This window comes from Roseateles rivi, assembly GCF_043555845.1.
Classification (GTDB): domain Bacteria; phylum Pseudomonadota; class Gammaproteobacteria; order Burkholderiales; family Burkholderiaceae_C; genus Roseateles; species Roseateles rivi.
This window is the reverse complement of record NZ_JBIGHZ010000006.1, coordinates 209,370-231,664: the sequence shown is the minus strand read 5'-3', so window position 1 is coordinate 231,664 and position 22,295 is coordinate 209,370. Positions and strand designations below refer to the sequence as shown.

The following is a 22,295-nucleotide window of genomic DNA, read 5'->3' as shown; positions in this document are numbered from 1 at the left end:
GGGAATGCATGCCAAATAGCGTCGCGTCAGCACTGGGAACGACACACCGATACTGGGCGGGAACCATTCCCTTGTTGGGGCTGGGCTGCGCGGGCCTGATTGGCATGGGGTGGTGGGCTGACCATCAAACAGCGGTGCTGATCGGTTGGCTGCTCACAGTCGTCTTGGCCTTGCTGGCCACCTACAGCCAACATCGGCTGCACCGCATCAGCCGCGAGCTGCAGCTCAGCTTGGCCCAGCAGCGCGAGCGCCAACGTGTCGCGTTGCAAACGGTGGAGCTCAACAGCCGCTCCCGCAGCCATTTTGTGGCCATGATGAGCCACGAGATCCGCACCCCACTCAGCGGCATTCTGGGCATGACCCAGCTGCTGTCGCAGACGGAGATGAACCCCCAGCAGCGCGAACACCTGGAGCTGGTGCGCCGCTGCGGACGCCACTTGCTGACGGTGGTGAACGACATCCTGGAGCTGGCCCGCATTGAGTCCGGGCGCCTGCACATTGATCACGTGCCCCTTGTGCTGCGGGATGTGGTGGACGATGTCTGCCGACTGCTGGGGGACAGCGCGCAGCGCAAAGGCTTGCGCCTGCACTACGACATTGCCCACGACCTGCCCACCACGGTATTGGGCGACCCTTCGCGCCTGCAGCAGGTGCTGCACAACCTGATCGGCAACGCCATCAAATTTACGCAGCGTGGTGAAGTGCATTTGCAGCTCTTGTGCCAAGTCGATAGGGGTCAGGGCGCGCGCTTGGTCTTCCAGGTGCGTGACACTGGTCCGGGGCTGGCTGCCGACCAAATTGAGCGCATCTTTGTGCCTTTTGAGCGCCTACACAGTGAGCAAGGGCAGTCTGAGGGCTCAGGCCTTGGGCTGACGATTGCACGCGAACTCGTTCACGCCATGGGCGGCCAACTCAGCTGCCGCTCTGAAGTGGGCATGGGCTCGACCTTTTCTGTCCATCTGCCCTTAGCACCCGCGCACATGGTACGTAGCGACCCGGCCACGCCAACTGCCACGGTACGCGCCAAGCTCCCCCGCTTGCAGGGCACCGTGCTGCTGGTGGACGACAACCCGGTCAACCTGCTGGTGGCATGCAGCGCGCTGGAGCGCTGCGGGCTGCAAGTGCTGCAAGCCACCAATGGACTGCAGGCCCTGCAAATGCTGCAGGAGCGCCGTTTCGATTTGGTGTTGATGGACTGCGTGATGCCGCAGCTCGACGGCTTTGAAACCACGCGGCTGTGGCGCGAACGCGAACAGGCCGAGGGTCTGGCGCGCACACCGGTTGTGGCCTTGACGGCCAGCGCCGTCAACGGCGATCGGGGCCGCTGCCTGGAGGCCGGCATGGATGACTACCTGGTCAAGCCCTTTGAGCTGGAGGAGCTCATGCGCTTGGTAGAGCGCCACTTGCCCCCTCAAGCGCAGGTCACCGTCCCCGGTCAACTCCTGAGCGTCAGCGTGCAGCGCGGATAATCCGCGTCCATGCAGGTCTTTCGCGGCTTTAACCACCCCGGTATTGCGCCCGCCACGGCGCTGACCATTGGGAACTTCGACGGCGTTCACCGCGGCCATCAGGCCATGCTGGCGTTGCTCAAATCGGAAGCAAGCCACCGCGGCTTGCCCGCCACAGTGCTCACGTTCGAGCCGCACCCGCGGGACTACTTCTCGCAAGTGCTGCAGCGCCCCGAGCTGGCCCCACGGCGTATTGCCACGCTGCGCGACAAGCTCGGCGAGTTGCAGCGCTGCGGCATCGACCAGGTCGTGGTGCTGCGCTTCGACGCCGCCCTGGCAGCGCTCTCCCCTCAAGGCTTTATCGAGCAAGTGCTCAACCAAGGCCTGGGCGCGCGCTACGTGCTGGTGGGCGACGACTTCCGCTTCGGCGCCAAGCGCTTGGGCGACTACGCCACGCTGGACGCCGCCGGGCAGCGCGACGGCTTTGATGTGGCACGCATGATGAGCTACGAGGTGCACGGCTTGCGCGTCTCCAGCTCGGCCGTGCGCGAAGCCCTGGCCAGCGGTGATATGGCGCGCACCGAGCGGCTGCTCGGGCGGCCCTACGCCATCAGCGGGCGCGTGGTGCATGGTCTCAAGCTGGGGCGGGAGTTGTCCGCCTCGCGTCCTGGCGCGGGCGATGGCTTTCGCACCCTGAACCTGCGCTTCACCCACCCCAAACCGGCCGCGCAGGGCATATTTGTCGTGCGCACCTGGGGGCTGGGCGAGGCGCCGCTAGACGGTGTGGCCTCGCTGGGCAGCCGCCCCACGGTGGACGATTCCGGGCGCGTGCTCTTGGAAGTGCACTGTCTGGAGTGGCCGCAGACCCTGCAAGCGCAGCTGGGTCCCAAGGAGGCCTACGGTAAACTCGTGCGCGTGGAACTCCTGCACAAACTGCGTGACGAGGCGCATTTCGACAGCCTCAGCGCCCTGACCCAAGCCATTGCCTGCGATGTCGCCCAGGCTCGTGCATGGCTGGCGGCCCACGCTGCGGTGCGCCGTCAAACCACCCGCGACCGAATTTGACCCCGGCGCTCGCACCACAGCCGGCTGCGGTGCCGACCCCGAACCCCCACCCTGTTTCGACTTTTTGCCACCCGACTTGTGCCCGCCACACATCGGGTTCATTCACCCGATTGCCGCCATGACCGACGCCACCGACACCCCAGGCCGCGACTACCGCGCCACCCTGAATCTGCCCGACACCCCCTTCCCCATGCGCGGCGACCTGCCCAAGCGCGAACCGGGCTGGGTGAAGGAGTGGGAAGAGCAAGGCATCTACCAAAAGCTGCGCGCTGCGCGCTGCGGAGCGCCCAAGTTCGTGCTGCACGACGGCCCGCCCTACGCCAATGGCCAGATCCACATGGGCCATGCGGTGAACAAGATCTTGAAAGACATGATCGTCAAAGCCCGCCAGCTCGCGGGCTTTGACGCGGCCTACATCCCAGGCTGGGACTGCCACGGCTTGCCCATCGAAAACCAAATCGAGAAGACCTTTGGCCGTGGCCTGCCGCGCGACGAGGTGCAGGCCAAGAGCCGGGCCTATGCGGGCGAGCAAATCGACCAGCAGCGCGCCGACTTCAAGCGCCTGGGCGTGCTGGGCGACTGGGACCGCCCCTACCGCACCATGGACTTCAAGAACGAGGCTGGCGAGATCCGCGTTCTGAAGCGCCTGTTCGAGCGCGGCTTTGTCTACCGAGGCTTGAAGCCCGTGTACTGGTGCTTTGACTGCGGCAGCTCGCTGGCCGAGTTCGAAATCGAATACGCCGACAAGCAAAGTCCGGCTGTGGATGTGGCATTTTTGTGCGCCGAGCCCGCCAAGCTGGCCGCGGCCTTTGGCCTGCCTGGGCTGGACGCCGAGGCCTTCACCGTCATCTGGACCACCACGCCCTGGACCATCCCGGCCAACCAGGCTTTGAACCTCAACCCCGAGCTGCCCTACGCCCTGGTCAAGACCGAGCGCGGCTACTTCCTCGTGGCCGAGGCCTTGGTGGAGAAATGCCTGGCCCGCTGGGGGCTGGAAGGCCAGACCGTGGCTGTGACCCAAGGCCGCAAGCTGGAGCTGCTCAAGTTCAAGCACCCGCTGGCCCATGTGGACGCGGGCTATGACCGCGAAAGCCCGGTCTATCTTGCCGATTACGCCACCGCCGACGACGGCACGGGCGTGGTGCACTCGGCCCCGGCCTATGGCCTGGACGACTTCCAAAGCTGCGTGGCTCACGGCCTGGCCTTCAAGGACATCCTGAACCCGGTGCAAGGCAATGGCACGTATGAGGCCAGCCTGCCCCTGTTCGGCGGCATGCACATCTGGAAGGCCAACCCGGTCATTGCCGAGACTCTGCAAAACGCCGGCCGCCTGCTGGCCCACAGCAAGATCACCCACAGCTACCCGCACTGCTGGCGCCACAAGAGCCCGGTGATCTACCGCGCCGCAGCGCAGTGGTTTGTGCGCATGGACGAAGGCGATGGCGTCTTCACCGTGGACAAGGCCGAACAGACGCTGCGCCAGACCGCGCTGCAAGCCATTGAGCAAACCAGCTTCTACCCCGAGAACGGCCAGGCGCGGCTGCGCGACATGATTGCCGGGCGCCCGGACTGGTGCATCTCGCGCCAGCGCAGCTGGGGCGTGCCGCTGCCCATCTTCCTGCACAAGGACACGGGCCAGCCCCACCCCAACACGCTCGAGTTCATTGAACGCGCCGCACAGCTGGTGGAGGCCCGGGGCATCGAAGCCTGGGCCAAGCTGGACCCGGCCGAGTGGCTGGGCGCCGAAGCTGAGTTCTACAGCAAAGGCCAAGACATTCTGGACGTGTGGTTCGATTCCGGCTCCACCTTTGAGCATGTGCTCAAGGGCAGCCACGCCGGTGCTGCCCACGACAGCGGCCCCGAAGCCGACCTCTATCTGGAAGGCCACGACCAGCACCGCGGCTGGTTCCACTCCTCGCTGCTGATTTCCTGCGCGCTCAACGGCCGTGCGCCCTACAAGGGACTCTTGACCCACGGCTTCACCGTGGACAGCAAGGGCCACAAGATGAGCAAGTCCAAGGGCAATGGCGTGGACCCGCAGGACACCAGCAAAAAGCTCGGTGCCGAGATCATCCGCCTGTGGGTGGCAGCCTCGGACTACTCGGGCGATATCGCGGGCGACGACAAAATTCTGGCGCGCGTGGTGGACGGCTACCGCCGCATCCGCAACACCTTGCGCTTTCTGCTGGCCAACACCTCGGACTTTGACGCTGCCAGCGACGCCGTGCCGCTGGATCAGCTGCTCGAAGCCGACCGCTACGCGCTGGCGCGTGCGGCCCAGTTCCAGGCCGATGTGCTGGCCCATTACGAGCGCTACGAGTTCCACCCCGTGGTGGCCAAGCTGCAGGTGTATTGCTCCGAGGACCTGGGCGCCTTCTACCTGGATGTGCTCAAAGACCGCCTCTACACCACCGCGCCCAAGAGCCTGGCGCGCCGCTCGGCCCAAACCGCGCTGTGGCACATCACGAACGCCATGCTGCGCTGGATGGCGCCTTTCCTGAGCTTCACGGCAGAGGAAGCGTGGAAGGTGTTTGCGAACAAGAGCGCCGCTGACACCCTCTTCACCGAAACCTTCTGGGCCCTGCCCGAGGCCGATGGCGCGCTCATCGCCAAGTGGGAGCGCATCCACGAGATCCGCGACGCGGTGAACAAGGCCATTGAAGCGGTGCGCGTCACGGGCGCCATCGGTTCCTCGCTGCAGGCCGAAGTGGCGCTGGGCGTCAACGCCGAGGACTTGGCCCTGCTGCAAAGCCTGGGCGAGGACTTGAAGTTTGTGCTCATCACCTCCGCGGCCAGCATCAGTGCGGCCGAAGCTTTCAGCGTGCAGGTCAGCCCCTCCAGCCACGCCAAGTGCGAGCGCTGCTGGCACTACCGCGCTGACGTGGGCGCCAACGCCGAGCACCCGGGTCTGTGCGGTCGCTGCGACAGCAATCTGCATGGGGCCGGTGAAACCCGGAAGGTGGCCTGATGGCACGCGCGCGCAACAACGGCGGCTCCCGCCTGGGCTTGTGGCTGGGCATTGCTCTGCTCATCGTGCTGGCTGACCAGCTCACCAAGACGCTGATCATCAAGACCTTTGCCTACGGCGACAGCCACACGGTGACGAGCTTTTTCAACATCGTGCGCATGCACAACACCGGCGCGGCCTTCAACTTTTTGGCGGGCGCTTCCGGGTGGCAGCGCTGGTTCTTCACCGCCATTGGCCTGGCGGCAACGGTGTTCATCACCTGGATGCTCAAGCGCCACGGCCACCAAACGCTGTTCTCCTGGGCGCTGACGCTGATCCTGGGTGGCGCGGTGGGCAATGTGGTGGACCGCCTCATGCACGGCTATGTGGTGGACTTCATCCAGGTGCATTGGGCCGGCTGGTACTTCCCCTCCTTCAACATCGCGGACTCGGCCATCACTCTGGGCGCAGCGCTGCTGATTTGGGACGAACTGCGCCGCGTGCGCAAGGGCTGAGCGTTTGTCTGTCGCCGCCGCACGGTGTCGCTACAGGCAAACACCGAAACCATGCAGGCCCGGGCTGACTTAGCCTAGGCCTCCATGGACACAGCCACCGACACCCCACCTCCCGGCGGCGCTCCCCGTCCGCTCACAGAAACCCCACCGAACCCCGCGCCAACGCCGCAAGCCGCTGCCGAGCAGGAGCTGCGCGCGCTCACCCCAGAGTTGGCGCAGCTGCGCTGGTCCTCGCCCTTTCGCTGGTTGCGCCTGGGCTGGCAGGACTTCCGGCGCGAGCCCGGCATTGGCTTGTTCTTCGGCGCCTGCTTTGTGCTGATGGGCTGGTTGCTGCTGGTGGTGTTTCGCCATGCGCCGGCTTACACGCTGGCTTTATCGGCGGGCTTTTTGCTGATGGGCCCGTTTCTGTGCCTGGGCCTTTACGAAGTGAGCCGCCAGCTGCAGTTTGGCCGCTCACCGCGCATTGAAGACGCGCTGGGGGCGTGGACGTCCCACCGCGGACAGCTGGCCATATTTGGCGGCGCTTTGCTGGTGCTGGAACTCATTTGGGGACGGGCCTCGCTGGTGGTGTTTGCCGTCAGCTTTGAAGGCGTGCCCGATTTCTCAGGCTCGCCGCTGGCCCTCTTCAGCGAAGAGAACTTGGGCTTTTTGGTGGCCTATTCCCTGGTGGGTTCGGTGTTTGCAAGCCTGATCTTTGCCAGCTGCGTGATCTCCATTCCCATGATGCTCGACCGCGAGGTCGACGCCATCACTGCGGCCCTCACCAGCATCAAGCTCACCTTGACGCAAACCGGTGTGATGCTGCTGTGGGGCGGCATCGTGGCCTTGCTGGTGGCCCTCGCCATGCTGCCCTTCTTTCTGGGCCTGCTGTTGATTGGGCCGCTGTTGGGTCACGCCAGCTGGCATGCGTATCAAGAGGCCGTTGGGTCTGCTGAGTAAATCGCCACAGTCAGCGGCAGCTCTAAGGGAGAGAATACGCAGCGCCATGCTTGACTTTTCCTGCCTCACCCACTACGAGTGGTTGGACGTGCCCATGTGGGTTTACGACCAAGAAAACCGCCGCAATCTCTGGGCCAATGCCGCGGCCCTGCAGTTTTGGAGAGCCGAAAGCGCCGAGGAGTTTCTCGGGCAGCACGATGAATTGAACGGCGCCGTGAGCGAGCGCTTGGCCGTGGCCACGGCCGATCACGCGCAGGGCAAGGTGGTGCGCGAGCAGTGGACGCTCTACCCCAAGGGCCAGCCCGTCACGGTGATGCTGGCCTCGCGCGGGCTGCTCACCCCAGACAAGCGCCAGGTCACGCTGTTTGCGGCCGATGCCATCGTCAACGGCCTGGACAAAGACCTGCTGCGCGGTGTTGAGGCGTTGCAGCACACCTCCGTGCGCATCGCTATTTTTTCCCTGCGCGACGGCAGCACCATCATGCGCAACGCCGCTGCGGCGCTGTGTTTTGGCGGCCTGCGCCACACCCATGGCGGCAGTGATTTTTCAGCACTCTTTGCTGAACCCGATCTGGCGCGGCGTGTGCAGTCCCAGGTGCAGCGCGGCCAGACCTTCGCCGCCGAGGTGGAACTCAACACCACCGCTGGCACGCGCTGGCACGCGCTGGATGCCCGGCCCATGCGTGACCCCGTTAGCGGCCAGGTGGTGCTGCAGTTCAACGCCCGCGACGTCAGCGATTTCAAAGCCACGCAGGCGCAGCTGGAAGCCGCCAAGCTCGAGGCCGAAGCGGCCAGCCAAGCCAAGAGCGCTTTTCTGGCCAATATGAGCCACGAAATCCGCACGCCCATGAATGGCGTGCTGGGCCTCACCCAGCTGGTGCTGCAGACGGAGCTCAATGAGCGGCAGCGCAAATTCGTGGAGCTCGCGCACAACTCGGCCAAGGGTTTGATGGTCATCATCAACGACTTGCTGGACGTGGCCAAGATCGAGGCCGGGCGCGTGGTCATCGAGCTGGCCCCCTTCACGCTCAACACCGTCTTGCGCGAGGCCCTGCACCCGCTGCTGCTGCAAGCCCACGAAAAGGGCTTGTCGCTCAACGCGCGCATCCAGCCCGGCGTGCCGCAGCACCTGCTGGGCGATGCGCTGCGCCTGCGTCAGGTGCTGGTGAATTTGGTGGGCAATGCGCTGAAATTCACCGAGACGGGTGAAGTGCGCGTGGAGGTCCACAGCGTCAGCGAGGCCGAGGCGCAAGACGCTCCGCTGCGCCTGCGCTTTTCCGTGCACGACACAGGCATTGGCATGACGCGCGACCAGATCGACCACATCTTCAACCCCTTCTCGCAAGCCGACACCAGCATCACGCGGCGCTACGGCGGCACGGGCCTGGGCCTAACCATCGTCAAGCGACTGGTGGAGTTGATGGAGGGCACGGTGCTGGTCGAGAGCACGCCCGGTGTGGGTTCGTGCTTCAGCTTCGAGCTGCAGCTCACGCGCGCGCGCGGCGCCGCGCCAGAGCCCACACCCCCGGCAGTGAGCGCTGGCAGCGAGCAACCCAGCGCCGCACCCAGCTCAGACGAGCAGCACGCCTGAGCCCGTGGTGGCCCTGGCTTCCATGTCACGGTGGGCTTGCTGCACATCGGCCAGTGCATAGCGCTGGCCCATGGGAATGCGCACACTGCCAGAGAGCACCATGCTGAACAAATCCTCAGCCATGGCTGCTGCGGCGCCCGCTTGGTTCAAATGGGTGAACAAGGTCGGGCGGGTCAGGTAGACCGAGCCCGCGGCTGCCAGCTGGCCCAAGGCCACGGGCGGCACAGGCCCTGAGGCATTGCCAAAGCTCACCAACAAGCCCAGCGGTGCAAGGCTGCGCAGCGAGCCCTCCCAGGTGCTGGCCCCTACGGAGTCGTACACCACCTTCACGCCACGGCCGTCGGTGAGTTCGCGCACGCGCTGGGCGAAGTCTTGCTGGCTGTAGAGAATCATCTCGCTGGCGCCGTGCTCCAGGGCCAGCGCGCATTTGGCCTCGGTGCTGGCCGTGCCAATCAGGCGCAGACCCATGGCTTTGGCCCATTGGCAGGCCATCAAACCCACGCCTCCTGCCGCCGCGTGGAACAACACCGCGTCCCCGGCTTGCAGCCCGCCTTGGGGCTGGGTGCGGCGCAGCAGGTACTGCACGGTCAAGCCTTTGAGCATCATGGCCGCACCTTGCTCAAAGCTCAGCGCATCAGGCAGGCGCACCAGCTCGCGCGCGGCCAACACGCGCGCCGTGGCATAGGCCCCGGTGGCAGCGCTGACATAGGCCACGCGGTCGCCCACCTTCAGGTGCGTCACGCCCTCGCCCACGGTTTCCACCACGCCGGCTGCTTCCAAACCCAGCCCGCTGGGCAGCGGCAGGGGGTACAAGCCACTGCGGTGGTAGATGTCGATGTAGTTCAGGCCACACGCGTGCTGGCGCACCCTCACCTGCCCAGCTCCGGGAGCTTCCAGGCTGATGGAGTTCAGCGTCATCACCTCAACACCACCCACTTCTGACATGCGCACCGCTTGCTCGCTCATGGCTCCATCCTCTGGCTCTGATCGATGTGACGGGTGAGTCTACTGGCGCATGCGCACCGGTGCTTGACTGGGGCTTGTGCAGTTGCGGCATGTGAATTTCTGCCCAGCTTCCAGGCCTGCATTGCCTCACCCCTCATTCAAGCGGGTTCGCCCTCAGTCCTGAAGGCCGAACTAGCTGACAGGACTGCGAGGAGGAGCCCAGCGCCGCCCCAGCAAGAGGGCGGCGCTGTGGGCCGAAAGGGGGATAGAGATGACTTACGAACACACCATTGCACAAACCGCGCAGTACTTGCGCGAGGCCTTGCCGCTGATGTCGCGCCAACAAGCAGGCTTGCACCCGTGGAGCTACGCCATTTGGTACGAGCATGTGGCGGGCTGCAATTCGGCCTTGAGCCGAGACTTGGCTGAACACACGCGCGACGGGGCGCGGCTGGACGAGGCAGCGACTCAGAAGCTCTACCGCAAGCACATTGCAGAATTGGATGTCGATCAGTCCCAGCGCCTGCACGACGGCTTGGTTCAAACGTTGGAAACGCTGGGCGAAGGCAGCCAGTGCGCCACCACCGAGGCCAGTCAGTTCGAACGCTCGCTGGGGCGCTGGCAACAAGAGCTGACGCAGGCTGCGCCGGGCGAGCATGCCAAAGTGCTCAGCGCCATGGAGCAAGGGGCCAAAGCGATGCAGCACAGCATGCAGGCGCTCAGCCACAAGCTTGCGCATTGCCGTCAAACGCTCGCCGCCTTGCATGATGAAGTCAACCGCGCACGCGCCGACACCCTGCAAGACGCCTTGACCGGGCTGCTCAACCGGCGTGGCTTCGAACAGGCGCTGGGCCAATGCCTGGCCAGCAACCCCATAGGCACGCCAGTCAGCCCTTGCTTGCTGTTGGGGAATCTCGATGAATTCGAATCCTTGCGCGAGCACCTTGGTGCAGCGGGTTTGAGTGATTTGATCAGCATGCTTGGCAATGCCCTGCGCCAAGTGGCTCAAAGCCACCACGTCACTGCACGGCTGAACGACCACGAATTTGCTCTGCTCATGCCCGAAGCAGGTTTGCATGAGGCCAATATGGTGGCCGAGCAATTGCGCATGAGTGCAGCCTCACTGGCCCCGGCAAACATGGGCTGGAGTTTGTCGATTGGCGTCACCCAGGCCGGTATCAGCGACAACCCAGCCGCACTGCTCATGCGCGCCAATCAAGCCCTGCTGGCCTCGCGGCGCCAGGGGCGCAACAGGGTCACTGTGCTGGCTGCAGATGACGCCGCAGCGTAAAGCGCTAGACATGCAAAACACCACCCGCGCGATCCGAATGCTCCCATAATCACCGCCAGTGCTCGGCCCAGCTGCTGCGCCTCAGTTGCGCCCGCCTTTGGGCGGCCGCTGTGTCGCAATCCCAGCCCATCAAGCGGTACGGTGTTGGTTCAACGATCCCTACGCTATGCAGTTGTCACAGCCCTCACCGTAGGGCTGGCACTGCCTACGTCGGTAGCTCTGGTGCTGGACTGGAGCAACAGCCGACGCGAAGCCATGGCGGACTTGCGTGCCGAGCTCGACCGCACCAGCGAGGTCATGGCCTATTCCCTGGCTGAGCCCATCTGGCTGTATGCGCCCGAGTTGGCTGCCCCACTGATCAAGGCGCAGGTCAAAGACCCCCGTTTCATTGCGGTGCGCATCGTCGAAGAGGCTCAAAACCAGCTGTTCTTCGAGTTCAAACGCCCCGACCCTAACCCTCAGTGGACGCTGACGCGAACCCGTGTGGTGCAGCGCGATGGCCGCGACATCGCCAAGCTCGAGGTGATGATGAGCGCCGAGCCTCATCTGCAGCGCAAACGCGACGAGCTGCTCGCCAGCGTGTGGCGCAGCCTGGCCACGCTGACGGTGTCGCTGGTGCTGATTTTGTTCGTGCTGCGCAGGCGCATCTTGCAGCCCATGGAGCAGCTCAGCCGTACAGCGGCCAAGTTGGCTGACGGCGATCTGATCCACCCACTGACGCCCAGCGGAGATGACGAAATCGCCCATGTGGGCCAAGCCATGGAACATATGCGCCGCGCGCTGCTCAAAGCCTTTGACGAATTGCGCAGCCATGCCCAGATGCTGGAGCATCAAGTCGGTGCGCGCACCCAGCAGCTCACCGATACCAACCAGGAACTCAGCCAAACGCTGGACCGCCTACGACTCGCACAACGTGAGTTGGTTGAGTCAGAAAAGCTAGCTTCGCTGGGACGGCTGGTTGCGGGCGTAGCCCATGAGCTCAACACACCGCTGGGCAACGCCATGACGGTGGTGACGGCGTTGGATGACCGATGGCGTGACCTCGACCGCATGTTGCGAGACAACATCCCCATGCGCCGCAGCATGCTCGACGAGTTGGTGCGCGATACGCGGCGCGGCCAAGACATTTTGCTGCGCAATGTGCAAAAGGCAGCCAATCTGGTGCGGGACTTCAAGCAAGTCGCCATTGATCAAACCAACGATGTGCGGCGCGACTTTGACTTGGCCCATGTGATTGAAGACGTACTGGTCATGGTCGAACCCAGCTTCAAGCACAGCCCTTACCGCATCGACACTGAGCTAGAACCTGGCCTTGCCATGAACAGCTTTCCCGGTGCACTGGGTCAGGTGCTGACGAATCTGCTCATGAACTGCTTGCTCCACGCCTTTGACGGGCGCGACCACGGCGTGGTGAACCTGCGCTGCGCACGCACTGGCGCGGATTGGGTTCACCTCAAAGTCAGCGACGACGGCTGCGGCATGGACCCGGGCGTGGTGAAGCACATTTTTGACCCCTTCTTCACCACCAAGCTGGGCAAGGGCGGTTCGGGACTGGGCTTGCACATCGTGCACAACATCGTGTGCAATGTGCTGGGTGGCCAAATCGAAGTGGCCAGTGAGCCCGGCCGCGGCACCACCATGCTGCTGCTGCTGCCTTGCCATGCACCTGAGCGGGCCGTCAACGCGGCCAGTGAAGCCCTGGCGGGCTGAAGCCTAGGCGGTAGCTTAAGACTCATCCGTTGGCTGCAACGACAAGGGGCGCATGGCGCCCCTTGTCCGCCCACCGTGCATTGGTGCTTATTGCGATGCGCCTGACGCTGCCGCCGAAGCCGGTGCTGTGAGCACAGCGGCCGAGGCCGCCGGTGCTTCTGTGGCAGCGGCACTGGCAGCTTCGGTATGCCCGCCACTGACGTCGTGCTTCTCACCGCCTATGTCAACGGCCACATCGCTGCGCGACATCACATACAAAACCACAGCCGCGAAGGCCACAAAAGCTACCGCAAGTTTCCACATGATTGACTCCCTCTCTCCAAGGTCGAATGACGAACAGATGCCCGCATTCTCTTCAAGCTCGCTGACAGCGGCCTGATCAGATACGCGCATAAAAAAGGGCCCCGACTTGTGCAGGGCCCCTGGGCTCCAGGCTCGAACTGCCACAGGCAGTCCGAGGCCTAGCGGTTTCAGTCGTTCCCGTAGATGTCGGTGTCTTTGGTTTCTTTGACGAACAGCAGTCCGATCACCAAAGTTACACCCGCCACGATGATGGGATACCACAGGCCGTTGTACATATTGCCGGTCTGGGCCACGATGGCGAAGGCCGTGGTGGGCAGCAAGCCCCCAAACCAGCCGTTGCCAATGTGATAGGGCAAGCTCATCGAGGTGTAGCGAATGCGCGTGGGGAACATCTCCACCAGCATGGCGGCAATGGGACCATAGACCATGGTCACATAGATCACCAACACCGTCAGGATGGCAATGATCACCGGCTTGTTGATCTTGGCCGGGTCAGCCTTCTCCGGATAGCCCGCGGCCTTCAGGGCAGCCTTGAGCTTGGCAGTGAAGACGGCGTCCTTGGCCTTCTTCTCGTCGTTCAAAGCCTTGAGCTGATCCTCAGTGGCTTTGATGGCCTTGGCGTCGGGCGTTGCCGCAGCCTTCAGGCCCGCCAGCTTGGCTTCCGCAGCCACCTTGGCCGCAGCGATGTCCTCAGGCGTCACCGTCACGGGGATCACCGTCTCGCCCACCTTCACCGTTGCGGGCTGGCCTGGCGTGGCTTCGTTGTCGTAGCTCACCGAGGAAGACGACAGCTTTTGCTTGGCAATGTCGCAAGTGGTGGTGAACTTCGCAGTGCCCGTGGGGTTGAACTGGAAGGAGCACTCTTTCGGATCAGCCGTCACCACCACACTGGCGTTGGCTTGCGCCTTGGCCAAGTCGGGGTTGGCCGCCTGCGTAAGTGCCTTGAACAGAGGGAAGTAGGTGAGGATGGCCAGCAGCAGGCCGACCATGATGATGGGCTTGCGGCCAATCTTGTCGGACAGCGTGCCAAACACCACGAAGAACGGCGTGCCAATCAGCAGCGAAGCTGCCACCAGCAGGTTGGCCGTGGTGCCATCCACCTTGAGCTGCTGTGTCAGGAAGAACAGCGCGTAGAACTGCCCCGTGTACCAGACCACCGCCTGACCGGCGACCACGCCGACCAGGGCCAGGATGACGATCTTGAGGTTCTTCCATTGACCGAAAGACTCCGACAGCGGTGCCTTGGAGGTCTTGCCCTCGGACTTCATCTTCTGGAAGGCTGGCGACTCATTCATCGCCAAGCGAATCCACACGCTGATGGCCAGCAGGGCGATGGAGACGATGAAGGGAATACGCCATCCCCACTCAGCAAATGCCTCTTCGCCGGTGGCGGTGCGCACGCCCAGAATCACCAACAACGACAGGAACAAGCCCAAGGTTGCGGTGGTCTGAATCCAGGCCGTGTAAGCGCCGCGACGCCCTGCCGGTGCGTGCTCTGCCACATAGGTGGCCGCACCGCCGTACTCGCCGCCCAGCGCCAAGCCTTGCAAGAGGCGCAGGCCGATCAAGATCACCGGAGCCGCAACACCAATGCTGGCGTAGCCCGGAAGCAAGCCGACGATGAAGGTCGACAAGCCCATGATCAGGATAGTCACCAAGAAGGTGTACTTGCGCCCGATCATGTCGCCCAAGCGACCAAACACCAATGCGCCAAAAGGCCGCACGATGAAGCCTGCGGCAAACGCCAGCAGCGAGAAGATCATCTGCGACGCAGGGTCCAGCGCCGAGAAGAAGTGTTTGCCAATGAATACAGCCAAAGAGCCGTAGAGGTAAAAGTCGTACCACTCGAACACCGTGCCCAGGGAAGAGGCGAAGATCACCTTCTTCTCTTCCCGGGTCATCGGGGTGTTGGTGGCCACAGCCTGTGCAGTTGCCATGGGGTTGTCTCCGTGCAAGGTCTAAAAGAAACATCGACCGATGCTCCTTGGCCGCGACTATCTGCCCCCCCTCTGACCGTGTTCTGACGCCCAGCTTTCGCCGGACTGACGGAATCGAAAGCAACCCTTGCTCGGTATTTCATGAAGTGAAATTTGGGCAGGATCTGCCCCTAACAGCGGGTAACTCCTGACGGCCCCGAAGTGAAATAGGCCACCGTTTGCTGGAGCGTCTGCGCCTGGTCTGACAAGGCTTGGGCGGCAGCTGCGGACTGCTCCACCATGGCAACGTTGTTTTGCGTACCCTCGTCCAGGCTACCAATGGTGCTGTGCATGCCTTCGATGTCACTGCGAACTTGCTGGGCGTTTTCAGTCAACGACTGCACCAGCGACAGCACCTCGCGCATATTGCCAATCAGGTCTTGCATGCCCGCACCGGCTTTGTTGGCCTGGTCCGTACCGGTGCGCACATGTTGGGCGCTGACGGTGATCAAGTCGCGGATCTGATCCGAGGCCTGTGCGGCACGCTGGGCAAGCCCCCTGACCTCACCGGCCACCACAGCAAAACCACGCCCTTGTTCGCCAGCACGGGCTGCCTCGACCGCCGCATTCAAAGCCAGCAAATTGGTTTGAAACGCAATGGAATTGATCAAGGAAGTGATCTCGCCGATGCGCTCGCTGGACTTGAGAATGTCGCTCATGGAGCGCACCACCTCCTGCACCTGCTGGGCGTTGATCTCGACGCTTTGCTCCACGCTGCGCGCTCTGCTACGGGCCTGATCGGTGAGCGAGCTGTTGTGCGCCACCAGCTGAACCACTCTTTGCACCGCAGCGGTGGACTGCTGGAGCTGATCGGCCTGCTGCTCAGTACGCACGCTCAAATCCTGATTCCCGCGGGCAATTTCTGAGGCCGCGCCGGCCACCATGCCAGCGGCTTGGCTGATTGTGCCGATAACCTCGCGCAACTTGCCTTGCATGCGCTGCATGACGGCCATGACGCTTTGCTCAGCCATGGGCTTTGCGCTGTGTGCGGTGTCCAGGCGGCCTTGTGCTACCTCTGCGGCATGCCTTGCCACTACCTCGGGCTCGTCACCCAAAGTCCGCACCAACCAACGCACAATCCATTCCGCACAAGCGATGCCGCACAGCACGGCCAGCACCATCAACACCAGCTGCTGCTGTGACGCGCGCGCAAAGCTGTCACTGCCGCGTTGGTACTCCTGCTTGGCCACCCGCAGCTGCAAGGTCACGAGCTTGTCGATCTCATTTGACAAGGGATCGATGCGTGGGTAGAGCTCGGTGGCACGAAAGGCGTTGAGCGCGTTCATGTCCTGCGACTTCATCAGCCGCTCTAGCACTGTCAGCGCCACATCTGCGGTCTTCATGGCTTGTTCAACGCGGGTAGCCTGGGCAAGCTCTTGGTCATCCATGGCTGTGGCCCGGTAGGCCTGCCAGTTGTTTTGCACATCACGCCTTGCCTGCTCAATATCGCGCAAGTTCTCTGACGCCGACTTGGTGCCCAATGCCACTTTGTGCGCGCCATCGACCACGCGCACAGAATAGGCGTCCGCCACACTCTTGAGCTGTTGCAGGGGCACGACCCGGTCGTCGTAGACCGTTCGCAAAGCGTCTCGCAAATGGCTCATGTGCAACCAGCCCACCACCATCAAGGCTACGGTCAGGCTTGTCAGTAAGGCCACCAGGGAGCGCATACGTGCTCTCATTCCGAATTGCCGCATAGGTCCTCGCTGTGCTGGTAGTTCCAATCTGGACGCTGATCTTGATTCAAGTCAGCGCCAGCTGGTCGGCGCAAAAGCTCAGACCCAGACAGGCAAATACATGAATGATTTGGCTTGGCAAGACATGGCGCCAATGGCGCTCATGGCCAACAGCAACCTCAGCCCAGGCGAACCAGAGCCTGTCTTGCCAACAAGTCGTCCAAAATGGCTTGGCGTTGCGCGCTGGAGGCCGTGCGCCACACGGCGATTTCGTCGAGCGTGCGCACGCAGCCCTCACACCAGCCGGTGCAGGGGTCGATCCGGCACACACCGGTGCAGGGTGAAGCCACTTCTGCAGGTTCCGGTGCACGCAGCGCTGCTGTGCTCAGATCAGCACAAGAAGCAGGGGGTACAGCATGCAAGTTGCTCATGGTGGGCCGATTATGCTGTGTACCTGCGCCCAGCTATTTGCAGTTCGGAGTTCCGTCCATGCCGTTTCGCCCACTCGCTCTGCCCGATACCTGCCCCGGCCACTTGTGGTTGCACGCCATGCCTGCGCGCCTGGAATCGTGGAGTGCGTTTCTGGACTTGGCCCGTGAGTACGCGCTGGTGCGTGTAGTCTGCCTCAACCCCTTGGAAGAAGTCGCGCGCATCTCACCGGCCTATCACAAAGCCATTTGTGAAGGACGGCTGCCCTTTCGTTGGCAGCATTTGCCCATGCGCGACTACGGCGTGGGCACGGACCCGCTAGTGTTTCGCCAGGGGGTCGAGCACATCGTCGACGGGCTGCGTCTGGGTGAGTCCATCTTGCTGCACTGTGCCCATGGCATGGGGCGCACAGGCACGGTGGCGGCCTGCGTGCTCAAAGCGCTGGGGCGAAGCAGCGAGGCCGCGCTGCAGGCGGTGCGCGCTGCGGGCTCCAACCCGCAATCCGCCGTGCAGTCGGGCTGGATCGAACAGTTTTGAGGTTAAACGACCTCAGGCCACGATGCCCAGTGGCTTGGTGGTTTTCCAGGCGCCGCGGGTGAAATCCGGGAAGTCCTTGGCATTGCCACGATCGGCCACCGAGTCGCAGGACAGCGGGAACACCGCCGACCAGGACGCTGCGTCGTAAACGTCCTGGTCCATGGCCTCGCCGTGAATCAGGCTGTAGACCACGCGCCACATCATCACGTAGTCCATGCCACCGTGGCCACCGTTGCGCTGCGCTTCCTGGGCCAAACGCTTCCATAGCGGGTGGTCGTAACGGTCAAACCAAGGCTGCATATTGCCATCCCAGTGGTGGAAGGCTTCTTGCTTGCCGCTGGCATCCATCAAGGTCTTGCCGTCCAGGGTCTCCAGCGCAATGCGGTTGGGAAAGCCGCCAAAACTGCCGTTGGTGCCCACCACCGTGTTGAGCCGCGAATAGGGTCGCGGTGTGTTGGTGTCGTGCTGGACCATGATGGTGCGGCCGCTGGCGCACTTGATCAGGCTGGTGTTGATGTCGCCGTTGATGTAGCGCAGCTGGTTGCGTGGATGGTCCGCCGGGAAGTTCTTCCGCGAGTACTCCGCAAAAGTACGGGCGGGCGAGCTTTGCGAGTTGATGTAGTCAAAGCGGTCACCGCGGTTGATGCCGAAGTACTGGGCGATGGGCCCCAGGCCATGGGTGGGGTAGAGGTTGCCGTCCCGCCGTGCATGCCACAGCGTGCGCCACGAACCCGTGGAGCGGGTCAGCTCCTTGATTTGCCAACGCAAATCGTGGATGTAAGCCCCTTCAGCATGCAGCAGCTCGCCAAACAGCCCCAGGCGCACCATGTGCAGCACCATCAGCTCTTCGCGGCCATAACAGCAGTTCTCCAGCATCATGCAATGGCGCTGCGTGGCCTCGGCGGTATCCACCAGCTGCCAGGCTTCGTCCACGCTCACTGCTGCGGGAATTTCCACAAACGCATGCTTGCCCGCGCGCATGGCGGCCACAGCCATGGGCGTATGCAACTCCCAGGGCGTGACGATGAGCACGGCGTCGATGTCGTCGCGGTCAAGCATGCGCTGCCAGGCACCGCTGGAACCTGTGATGACATCGGGCTTGGGTCGACCGGCTTTGGCAATCAGACCCAGGGTCTTGTCAATGGCCTGGGCATCAGTGTCAGCAATGGCCACCACGCGCGCGCCTTCAATTTGACACAGCGTCTTGGTCAGAAAGCTGCCGCGCTGGCCCACCCCAATCACGCCAAAACGCGCCACGTCCAAGGGCCGAGAGCGCAGTCCCATGACCGACTTGGCCGTGCTGGCACGCTCCAACACACCCGAGCCACTGGCGCAGCCTGCCAGCCCCGCCAGCGCGCCGCCAAGCAGTGACCCCAATACAGTGCGCCTTGCTGTCAGGGGCAAGGTGTCTTGTGTTTTTGACGTGTCGAAGTTGTCGTCGCTACTCATACGCTGGTTATTCAGTGGTCTAAGCAATGGGGCCAAGCCGATTCGCGCTGCGCGCGTGCAAGCGGTGAATCATAAGAAGGGATTGGCTCGTTCGGCAGGTTGTGCGAGCAGGGAAAATGCGGGGCGACCTCGCGCTTGCCGAACACCCCCACATGCCTGCCCTGCCCTCACCACCTCACCAGCCCCTGCAGTTGGTGCATGCCGACGAACGGCTGTTGGTGCTCAACAAGCCGCCGGGCCTGCTGGCCGTGCCGGGGCGTGGTGCAGACAAGCAAGATTGTTTATGGCACCGGGTGCTGGCTCAGTACCCTGATGCACTGGTGGTGCACCGGCTCGATCAAGCCACATCAGGGCTGTTGCTATTCGCACGTGGCGCGCAAGCCCAGCGTGAACTCAGTGCCTGTTTCGCTCAGCGGCGCGTGCGCAAACACTATGTAGCCGAACTCAGCGGGCGCTTCGCCCACCCGGGCGCCACGGGCAGCGTTGACCTGCCATTGCGGGCAGACTGGCCCAACAGACCTCGCCAGATGGTCGATGTGGACGCAGGCAAACCGGCGCTGACCCATTGGGAGGTGCTGAGCCAAAGCTGCGATCGCACACGCGTGAAACTCGAACCCCACACCGGGCGCAGCCATCAGCTGCGCGTGCATATGCTCAGTCTGGGCCACCCCATCGTGGGTGACGCGCTCTATGCTCCGCCATCAGCCAGCAGCGCCAGCCCGCGCCTCTTGCTGCATGCTTGCGCGCTGGAGCTGCTCGACACGCAACAGCGCTGGCAATGCCCCGCCGATTTCTAAACCCGCCTCAGGCTCGACATGAAACGCCATCTCTACGTCATCACCGGCTCCTCCCGTGGCCTGGGCCATGCCCTGGCACAGCAGCTGCTGGCGCCACAGAACCTGGTGCTGGGTATCGCTCGCCAGGCTTGCCAAGCTCTGCAGGAAGAAGCCCAAACCAAAGGCACCGAGCTGCTGCAGTGGCGACTTGATTTGAGCCAACCCGTGGCTGCCGCGCAGGCCTTGCAGCAATGGCTTACGGCGCAAAATGCCGACGACTGGCTCAGCGCATCGCTCATCAACAACGCTGCTTTGCTCACACCGCCTGGCCCTATGGAATCTGTCCCCTTGGAATCACTCTCGAGCGCCATGCGCGTGGGTTTGGAGGCCCCGGCACTGCTGAGTGCCGCGTTTTTGCAGGCCACTCAAAGCTGGGCCGCACCGCGCAAGGTGTTGAACATTTCATCGGGCCTGGGGCGTTACGCCATGGCGGGCAGTGCGCCCTACTGTGCTGTCAAAGCCGGCCTCGACAACCTGAGCCGCGCCATGGCCCTGGACGAGGCCCACAAGCTGACGCAAGGCCGCAGCAGCGCAGGCGTGGTGTCGCTGGCCCCAGGCATCATCGATACCGACATGCAGCAACAATTGCGCGGCGGCAACCCACAACACTTTCCCGACCAAGCGCGCTTTGCCGAATTCAAGCAGCAGGGCCAGCTGGCTAGCGCTGAGCAAACTGCCAGCCGGGTGTTGGCCTTCTTGGCTCGAAAAGATTTCGGCCAGCAGGTGCTGGCCGATGTCAGAGAGGCGTGAGGCCCTCAGGGCTGGGTCTTCTCAACCCACCAAATTCGCCAAGGTCAGCAGCGCCAGCAGCAGCATCCAAAGCACCATAGAGCGCCAGACCAGCCCCACAATGCTTTGCAGATGCGCCAGCTGCGGCTCATCCCCATCGGTGGAACCCTGGGCGCTGAGCTGCTGGGCCGCGTCGCCAGAGTCAAAGGTCTTGCTGCGGTCTGGGGTCACGCCTGGCGCGGCACTACCGCCCAACTGCACGCCCACGGCCCCAGCCGCAGCCGCCAGAATCACGCCCTCGTTGCTATGCGCCCAGAGCGTTGAGAAGCGCCGCCAGCTGCTCACTGCCTCTTCAAAGTTGCCCACGATGGCAAAGCCTGCGGCCGTCAGCCGCGCTGGGAGATGGTCAATCCAGCCGAAGAAGTCGCGCGAAATCTGCATCAAGCGCTGGTTCGTCGGCGCGTCCAGGGTGTGGCTCTTGTAGGCCCAATAGCGCGCCGCGAACTCAGCCATGCGGTAAACCACGGCACCCGCGGGTCCCAAGCCTAGGGTGGACAAGACCACAAACCAAAAGAACACGCCAAACACATGGCGGTGTGCGGCCAGCAGCGAGTGTTCCACCACATGCCGCAGCAGCTCAGTGCGGGGCAGCTCGCTGGCGTCTAGGTGGCGCCACTCTGCCAACAGGCTGCGTGCCTGCATTTCGTCCCCACGCTCCAGCGTGTCGCGGATATCGGTGAAGTAGTGACTGAACTGCCGAAAGCCCAGCGTCAGATACAAGATCAGCACGTCCAGCGCCAGCGCCAACAGCACGCTGAACTGACGCAAGCCCAAGTAAATCAGGGCCACCAAAAGCCCTGGCCCCAGCACCGTGATGAGCCACACGACCAGGGCATGGTGTTCACGCCCTGCATCGAAATTGCGCCCCGTCCAGCGCACCCAGTGGATCATGCCCTGATGCACAGGGTTGGGGTGGCGCAAAGGCTTGAGCTGCTCACACAGCAGGGCGAACAAGACCGCAAAGAAGTTCATGGCTCGGGATGATAGCCCGCTACTGGGCCAGTCCTCATTGGCTGAGCACTTCGTAGAGGTTGCGCAGCATGGCTGCCGTTGCGCCCCAGATGAAATAGCGCCCCGCATTGCCATCTTCAGGTCGGGACTCCACGTCAGTATCGACCCATGGCATGGCCAAAAAGCGCCGCTCCCAACCCTGCACCGTGATGGCACGCTGCTCATGGTGCGCCGGGTTCATCAAATAGGCCAGCGGCACTTCAAAAGCCTCTTGGACCTCACTGGGCTGTGTCTGCCAAATGGCAGGAGGCTGAGCCACCAGCGCCAGCACGGGTGTCACCTCATAGTCGGTCACCGTTCGGTAGCTCGGCAAGCAGCCCAGCACTTCTCCCACAGAGGGGTCCAAGCCCACTTCTTCTTGTGCCTCTCGCAGCGCGGTGTGGATGGCACTGGCATCTGTCGCGTCTTGGCGTCCGCCGGGAAAACTGATTTGCCCGCCATGCGATCGCAGGCCCTGGGCGCGCCGTGTCAGCAGCACTGTCAGTCCTTGTGAACGCTGGACCAGCGCAATCAATACCGCTGCGGCGGTGAGTGTGGGCTGAGGCAAATCGGCTGCATCACCACGGTGAGACACCGGCATGGTCGCCGCCACGGCCAAGCGTTGGCGCAAAAATGCGGGCGCCAGGCGATGTGCCTCCAGGGCAGGCAGATGCCGATCCACAGCAAGCACCGTGGCCGCTGTGGGGTTCGTGATGGCTGGGGCTCTGATCGCCATAAATTCACTCGATTGATACCGCTTGGCGCGGCTCGCCACTTGATTTCAATCAGACAAGAAAAAACCGCCTGGGCGCGAGCCGGCAGGCGGTTTTCTTGAGCGGGCACAACAAAGCACCCGCCG

19 protein-coding genes are annotated in these 22,295 nt (G+C 63.3%); 11 read left to right on the top strand and 8 right to left on the bottom strand.

Annotation, left to right across the window (positions count from 1 at the left end):
• Nucleotides 1–71: 71 nt before the first annotated feature.
• The 6 genes from ACG0Z6_RS16125 to ACG0Z6_RS16100 all read left to right on the top strand — a co-directional run bounded on the left by ACG0Z6_RS16125 (nucleotide 72) and on the right by ACG0Z6_RS16100 (nucleotide 8,505).
• Nucleotides 72–1,469: an ATP-binding protein gene (locus ACG0Z6_RS16125; RefSeq protein ID WP_394463278.1), complete on the top strand. Its 1,398-nt coding sequence runs from the start codon at nucleotides 72–74 to the stop codon at nucleotides 1,467–1,469.
• A 9-nt stretch (nucleotides 1,470–1,478) separates the two neighbouring features.
• The gene (locus ACG0Z6_RS16120; protein WP_394463276.1) at nucleotides 1,479–2,513 is read left to right on the top strand and encodes a bifunctional riboflavin kinase/FAD synthetase; all 1,035 of its coding nucleotides are present in this window, start codon (nucleotides 1,479–1,481) and stop codon (nucleotides 2,511–2,513) included.
• A gap of 118 nt (nucleotides 2,514–2,631) precedes the next feature.
• Entirely contained in the window at nucleotides 2,632–5,481 is a 2,850-nt protein-coding gene (gene ileS, locus ACG0Z6_RS16115; RefSeq protein ID WP_394463275.1) for an isoleucine--tRNA ligase, read from the top strand.
• Nucleotides 5,481–5,975: a signal peptidase II gene (gene lspA / locus ACG0Z6_RS16110; RefSeq protein ID WP_394463273.1), complete on the top strand. Its 495-nt coding sequence runs from the start codon at nucleotides 5,481–5,483 to the stop codon at nucleotides 5,973–5,975. Before ileS ends, lspA begins: the two co-directional genes overlap by 1 nt.
• Nucleotides 5,976–6,059: 84 nt before the next feature.
• Nucleotides 6,060–6,914, top strand: coding sequence for a DUF2189 domain-containing protein (locus ACG0Z6_RS16105; protein WP_394463272.1), 855 nt, complete (start codon nucleotides 6,060–6,062; stop codon nucleotides 6,912–6,914).
• A 46-nt stretch (nucleotides 6,915–6,960) separates the two neighbouring features.
• On the top strand, nucleotides 6,961–8,505 hold the full coding sequence (locus ACG0Z6_RS16100) for a hybrid sensor histidine kinase/response regulator (RefSeq protein ID WP_394463270.1): 1,545 nt from the start codon (nucleotides 6,961–6,963) through the stop codon (nucleotides 8,503–8,505).
• Here ACG0Z6_RS16100 and ACG0Z6_RS16095 read toward each other — a convergent pair.
• A complete protein-coding gene (locus ACG0Z6_RS16095; RefSeq protein WP_394463268.1) occupies nucleotides 8,485–9,471 on the bottom strand; it encodes a quinone oxidoreductase family protein in 987 nt (328 codons plus the stop codon). The two genes, ACG0Z6_RS16100 and ACG0Z6_RS16095, sit on opposite strands and share 21 nt — an antisense overlap.
• Before the next feature lie 250 nt (nucleotides 9,472–9,721).
• On the opposite strand from ACG0Z6_RS16095, the gene ACG0Z6_RS16090 reads away from it, so the two are divergent.
• Nucleotides 9,722–10,741 carry a GGDEF domain-containing protein gene (locus tag ACG0Z6_RS16090; protein ID WP_394463266.1) on the top strand — a complete coding sequence of 340 codons (1,020 nt, stop codon included), beginning with the start codon at nucleotides 9,722–9,724 and terminating at the stop codon, nucleotides 10,739–10,741.
• Between the two features lie 141 nt (nucleotides 10,742–10,882).
• Nucleotides 10,883–12,451 (top strand): sensor histidine kinase, encoded by a 1,569-nt coding sequence (locus tag ACG0Z6_RS16085; RefSeq protein ID WP_394463264.1) that lies wholly within the window; start codon nucleotides 10,883–10,885, stop codon nucleotides 12,449–12,451.
• Nucleotides 12,452–12,538: 87 nt separating this feature from the next.
• On the opposite strand, the gene ACG0Z6_RS16080 is transcribed toward ACG0Z6_RS16085, so the two are convergent.
• The 4 genes from ACG0Z6_RS16080 to ACG0Z6_RS16065 all read right to left on the bottom strand — a co-directional run bounded on the left by ACG0Z6_RS16080 (nucleotide 12,539) and on the right by ACG0Z6_RS16065 (nucleotide 16,837).
• A complete protein-coding gene (locus ACG0Z6_RS16080) occupies nucleotides 12,539–12,754 on the bottom strand; it encodes a hypothetical protein (protein WP_394463263.1) in 216 nt (71 codons plus the stop codon).
• 167 nt (nucleotides 12,755–12,921) lie between these two features.
• Entirely contained in the window at nucleotides 12,922–14,691 is a 1,770-nt protein-coding gene (locus ACG0Z6_RS16075) for an MFS transporter (protein ID WP_394463261.1), read from the bottom strand.
• 170 nt (nucleotides 14,692–14,861) lie between these two features.
• The gene (locus ACG0Z6_RS16070; RefSeq protein ID WP_394463260.1) at nucleotides 14,862–16,412 is read right to left on the bottom strand and encodes a methyl-accepting chemotaxis protein; all 1,551 of its coding nucleotides are present in this window, start codon (nucleotides 16,410–16,412) and stop codon (nucleotides 14,862–14,864) included.
• Nucleotides 16,413–16,585: 173 nt separating this feature from the next.
• The gene (locus ACG0Z6_RS16065; protein WP_394463258.1) at nucleotides 16,586–16,837 is read right to left on the bottom strand and encodes a DUF1289 domain-containing protein; all 252 of its coding nucleotides are present in this window, start codon (nucleotides 16,835–16,837) and stop codon (nucleotides 16,586–16,588) included.
• A 58-nt stretch (nucleotides 16,838–16,895) separates the two neighbouring features.
• On the opposite strand from ACG0Z6_RS16065, the gene ACG0Z6_RS16060 reads away from it, so the two are divergent.
• Nucleotides 16,896–17,372, top strand: coding sequence for a protein-tyrosine phosphatase family protein (locus ACG0Z6_RS16060; protein ID WP_394463256.1), 477 nt, complete (start codon nucleotides 16,896–16,898; stop codon nucleotides 17,370–17,372).
• Nucleotides 17,373–17,384: 12 nt separating this feature from the next.
• Here the strand turns inward: ACG0Z6_RS16060 and ACG0Z6_RS16055 are convergent, their stop codons facing one another.
• Complete coding sequence (locus tag ACG0Z6_RS16055; RefSeq protein WP_394463254.1) at nucleotides 17,385–18,749, bottom strand: Gfo/Idh/MocA family protein; 1,365 nt, start codon at nucleotides 18,747–18,749, stop codon at nucleotides 17,385–17,387.
• Nucleotides 18,750–18,973: 224 nt separating this feature from the next.
• On the opposite strand from ACG0Z6_RS16055, the gene ACG0Z6_RS16050 reads away from it, so the two are divergent.
• Nucleotides 18,974–19,618, top strand: a complete 645-nt coding sequence (locus ACG0Z6_RS16050) for an RluA family pseudouridine synthase (protein WP_394463252.1) — start codon at nucleotides 18,974–18,976, stop codon at nucleotides 19,616–19,618.
• Nucleotides 19,619–19,636: 18 nt separating this feature from the next.
• Nucleotides 19,637–20,407, top strand: a complete 771-nt coding sequence (locus ACG0Z6_RS16045; protein ID WP_394463249.1) for an SDR family NAD(P)-dependent oxidoreductase — start codon at nucleotides 19,637–19,639, stop codon at nucleotides 20,405–20,407.
• A gap of 21 nt (nucleotides 20,408–20,428) precedes the next feature.
• On the opposite strand, the gene ACG0Z6_RS16040 is transcribed toward ACG0Z6_RS16045, so the two are convergent.
• Nucleotides 20,429–21,418, bottom strand: a complete 990-nt coding sequence (locus ACG0Z6_RS16040) for a CobD/CbiB family protein (protein WP_394463247.1) — start codon at nucleotides 21,416–21,418, stop codon at nucleotides 20,429–20,431.
• Between the two features lie 34 nt (nucleotides 21,419–21,452).
• A complete protein-coding gene (locus ACG0Z6_RS16035) occupies nucleotides 21,453–22,172 on the bottom strand; it encodes a CoA pyrophosphatase (protein WP_394463245.1) in 720 nt (239 codons plus the stop codon).
• Nucleotides 22,173–22,295: the final 123 nt, after the last annotated feature.

What these genes read in the sequence shown, in the direction of transcription:
- ACG0Z6_RS16120 (WP_394463276.1), top strand. Translation starts at nt 1,479, where the DNA reads ATGCAGGTCTTTCGCGGCTTTAACCACCCCGGTATTGCGCCCGCCACG.
- ileS (WP_394463275.1), top strand. Translation starts at nt 2,632, where the DNA reads ATGACCGACGCCACCGACACCCCAGGCCGCGACTACCGCGCCACCCTG.
- lspA (WP_394463273.1), top strand. Translation starts at nt 5,481, where the DNA reads ATGGCACGCGCGCGCAACAACGGCGGCTCCCGCCTGGGCTTGTGGCTG.
- ACG0Z6_RS16105 (WP_394463272.1), top strand. Translation starts at nt 6,060, where the DNA reads ATGGACACAGCCACCGACACCCCACCTCCCGGCGGCGCTCCCCGTCCG.
- ACG0Z6_RS16100 (WP_394463270.1), top strand. Translation starts at nt 6,961, where the DNA reads ATGCTTGACTTTTCCTGCCTCACCCACTACGAGTGGTTGGACGTGCCC.
- ACG0Z6_RS16095 (WP_394463268.1), bottom strand. Translation starts at nt 9,471, where the DNA reads ATGAGCGAGCAAGCGGTGCGCATGTCAGAAGTGGGTGGTGTTGAGGTG.
- ACG0Z6_RS16090 (WP_394463266.1), top strand. Translation starts at nt 9,722, where the DNA reads ATGACTTACGAACACACCATTGCACAAACCGCGCAGTACTTGCGCGAG.
- ACG0Z6_RS16080 (WP_394463263.1), bottom strand. Translation starts at nt 12,754, where the DNA reads ATGTGGAAACTTGCGGTAGCTTTTGTGGCCTTCGCGGCTGTGGTTTTG.
- ACG0Z6_RS16075 (WP_394463261.1), bottom strand. Translation starts at nt 14,691, where the DNA reads ATGGCAACTGCACAGGCTGTGGCCACCAACACCCCGATGACCCGGGAA.
- ACG0Z6_RS16070 (WP_394463260.1), bottom strand. Translation starts at nt 16,412, where the DNA reads ATGAGAGCACGTATGCGCTCCCTGGTGGCCTTACTGACAAGCCTGACC.
- ACG0Z6_RS16065 (WP_394463258.1), bottom strand. Translation starts at nt 16,837, where the DNA reads ATGAGCAACTTGCATGCTGTACCCCCTGCTTCTTGTGCTGATCTGAGC.
- ACG0Z6_RS16060 (WP_394463256.1), top strand. Translation starts at nt 16,896, where the DNA reads ATGCCGTTTCGCCCACTCGCTCTGCCCGATACCTGCCCCGGCCACTTG.
- ACG0Z6_RS16050 (WP_394463252.1), top strand. Translation starts at nt 18,974, where the DNA reads ATGCCTGCCCTGCCCTCACCACCTCACCAGCCCCTGCAGTTGGTGCAT.
- ACG0Z6_RS16045 (WP_394463249.1), top strand. Translation starts at nt 19,637, where the DNA reads ATGAAACGCCATCTCTACGTCATCACCGGCTCCTCCCGTGGCCTGGGC.
- ACG0Z6_RS16040 (WP_394463247.1), bottom strand. Translation starts at nt 21,418, where the DNA reads ATGAACTTCTTTGCGGTCTTGTTCGCCCTGCTGTGTGAGCAGCTCAAG.
- ACG0Z6_RS16035 (WP_394463245.1), bottom strand. Translation starts at nt 22,172, where the DNA reads ATGGCGATCAGAGCCCCAGCCATCACGAACCCCACAGCGGCCACGGTG.